This window comes from Pedobacter suwonensis (genome assembly GCF_044762335.1).
GTDB lineage: Bacteria > Bacteroidota > Bacteroidia > Sphingobacteriales > Sphingobacteriaceae > Pedobacter.
The window spans coordinates 1-3,109 of record NZ_JBIWEB010000040.1 but is presented as its reverse complement, the minus strand read 5'-3'; the positions used below and the strand labels follow the sequence as shown (position 1 = coordinate 3,109).

The 3,109-nt window shown below is 48.8% G+C and carries 2 tRNA genes and 1 rRNA gene; all 3 read left to right on the top strand.

From position 1 onward, the window contains the following. Positions 1-137 precede the first annotated feature (137 nt). A tRNA-Ile gene (locus ACIQXP_RS25090) sits at positions 138-215 on the top strand. A gap of 81 nt (positions 216-296) precedes the next feature. Beyond that, positions 297-373 (top strand) — tRNA-Ala (locus ACIQXP_RS25085). A gap of 426 nt (positions 374-799) precedes the next feature. Further along, positions 800-3,109: ribosomal RNA gene (locus tag ACIQXP_RS25080) — 23S ribosomal RNA — on the top strand; the annotation flags it as partial.

Genomic DNA, 3,109 nt, shown 5'->3' with positions numbered 1-3,109 from the left:
GAAAAAAAAAAAGAAACACCCAGAAGAAAACGGTGGGCATACTATAAGGGTAAGCTTAACGGATGAAGCTGAGGTTAGCAAAGGAAAAGCGGTAGCGGTAAGATACTATATACTGCATCAGATGCTGCCCAAAGCAAAGTCCCGTAGCTCAGCCTGGTTAGAGCACTACACTGATAATGTAGGGGTCTCCAGTTCAAATCTGGACGGGACTACCATTGAAGTTGGGAGTTTAGAGAAAAGAGTTGGGAGTTATGAATACTCCGGACTAAAGACTCCAAACTCAAAACTGATACTCTGGGGGATTAGCTCAGCTGGCTAGAGCGCCTGCCTTGCACGCAGGAGGTCAACGGTTCGACTCCGTTATTCTCCACCATTAAAGGTTGAGGGTTGAAAGGTAGAAGGTATAGGGTTAAAGCTAAGGCCTGAAACTGAAAACACCACAACAGCAAATAAAAAAATAATTACCGGGATCGGTACTATACATTGACATAAAGAGAGACAAGAAGAAAACGCCACGGGGCACAGATGTAAAGAAGACATCTGAAACGGTTCGAGACCGCAGTTTTTTACTAATAGGGCTGAAACGAGGCTTGGTTAGGGGACAATGAAACCCTCTACCCTTATACCCTCCCCCTTCAACCTTAATAAAGTTCTTTGACATATTGGAAGAAGTTAAAAAAGAAGAGCAAACAACAATAGGCGACTGTTGTGTTTGTGCTCTCCCGATGTAAATTCGGGAATGAGACATCATAACAAGAGCAAAAAAGCATACCATGCGGCGCAAAAGGCGCATGAGTAGAAGAAAGTAAGAAAGAGTACACGGGGGATGCCTTGGCTCTCAGAGGCGAAGAAGGACGTGATAAGCTGCGATAAGCTCCGGGGATCTGCAAATAGGAACTAGATCCGGAGATTTCCGAATGGGGCAACCCGGCATGTTGAAGACATGTCACATATAATGAGCAAACCTGCCGAACTGAAACATCTAAGTAAGCAGAGGAAGAGAAAATAACAATGATTTCCTGAGTAGTGGCGAGCGAAAGGGAAAGAGCCCAAACCTACTTTGTTACGGCAAAGTGGGGGTTGTAGGACTGCAACGTGGCATTGGTAAACAGAAGTGGAACGGGATGGGAAGCCCGGCGATACATGGTGATAGCCCAGTACACGTATAGAATACCAGTCTAGCAGTATCCTGAGTACCGCGAGGTCGGAGACGCCTTGTGGGAATCAGCCGGCACCATCCGGTAAGGCTAAATACTCCTGAGAGACCGATAGTGAACCAGTACCGTGAGGGAAAGGTGAAAAGAACCCCGAACAGGGGAGTGAAATAGAACCTGAAACCGTGTACTTACAAGCGGTCGGAGCTGGCAGGTCCAGTGACGGCGTGCCTTTTGCATAATGAGCCTACGAGTTACTCTTCTCTGGCAAGGTTAAGTGCTTCAGGCACGGATCCGAAGCGAAAGCGAGTCTGAACAGGGCGTATAGTCAGAGGAGGTAGACGCGAAACCTTGTGATCTACCCATGGACAGGTTGAAGGTGCGGTAACACGTACTGGAGGACCGAACCGATAAACGTTGAAAAGTTTCCGGATGATCTGTGGGTAGGGGTGAAAGGCTAATCAAACTGGGAAATAGCTCGTACTCCCCGAAATGTTTTTAGGAACAGCGTCGGCATCGAGTTACATAGAGGTAGAGCTACTGATTGGGTGCGGGGGAGTCAAATCCTACCAAATCCAGACAAACTCCGAATGCTATGTAATATGGCCGGCAGTGAGGCGCGGGGTGCTAAGGTCACGCGCCGAGAGGGAAAGAACCCAGACCATCAGCTAAGGTCCCCAAGTTACGGTTAAGTTGAACTAACGAGGTCCGATTGCACAGACAGCTAGGATGTTGGCTTGGAAGCAGCCATTCATTTAAAGAGTGCGTAACAGCTCACTAGTCGAGCGATCGGGCATGGATAATAAACGGGCATTAAACCGTACACCGAAGCTATGGGATTGAAATATATCGGTAGGGGAGCATTCTATGTGCAGCGAAGGTATCTGGTAATGGGTGCTGGAGCGCATAGAAAAGCAAATGTAGGCATAAGTAACGATAAGGCGGGCGAGAAACCCGCCCACCGAAAGGATAAGGTTTCCTGATCAACGCTAATCGGATCAGGGTCAGTCGGGACCTAAGGAGAACCCGAAGGGGAAATTCGATGGACAACTGGTTAATATTCCAGTACTTTTTATAACTGCGATGTGGGGACGGAGTAGTGACACTGCCGCGATCTGACGGAATAGATCGTTGAAGGCTGTAGGTATATCGAACATAGGCAAATCCGTGATCGATGCTGAGCGCTGATAGTACCAAGGACCTTCGGGCGATTGGATAGTGCAGGTAATCAGACTTCCAAGAAAAACCGCTAAGCTTCAGGTTATAAAAACCCGTACCGCAAACCGACACAGGTATCCGGGAAGAGGATTCTAAGGTGCTCGAGTGAATCATGGCTAAGGAACTCGGCAAAATGGCCCTGTAACTTCGGGAGAAGGGGCGCTGACAGCAATGTCAGCCGCAGTGAAAAGGCCCAGGCGACTGTTTAACAAAAACACATGGCTTTGCAAAATCGAAAGATGAGGTATAAGGCCTGACACCTGCCCGGTGCTGGAAGGTTAAGAGGGGATGTCATCGCAAGAGAAGCATTGAATCGAAGCCCCAGTAAACGGCGGCCGTAACTATAACGGTCCTAAGGTAGCGAAATTCCTTGTCGGGTAAGTTCCGACCTGCACGAATGGTGTAACGATCTGGGCGCTGTCTCAGCCATGAGCTCGGTGAAATTGTGGTCCCGGTGAAGACGCCGGGTACCCGCAACGGGACGGAAAGACCCCATGCACCTTCACTACAATTTAACATTGACATTGGGTACAGGATGTGTAGGATAGGTGGGAGGCTATGAATCGGTGTCGCCAGGCATCGTGGAGCCAACGTTGAAATACCACCCTTTCTGTATTCGGTGTCTAATCCCGCTAAGCGGGAGACATTGTTTGATGGGTAGTTTGACTGGGGTGGTCGCCTCCAAAAAGGTAACGGAGGCTTTCAAAGGTAAGCTCAGTACGCTTGGTAACCGTACG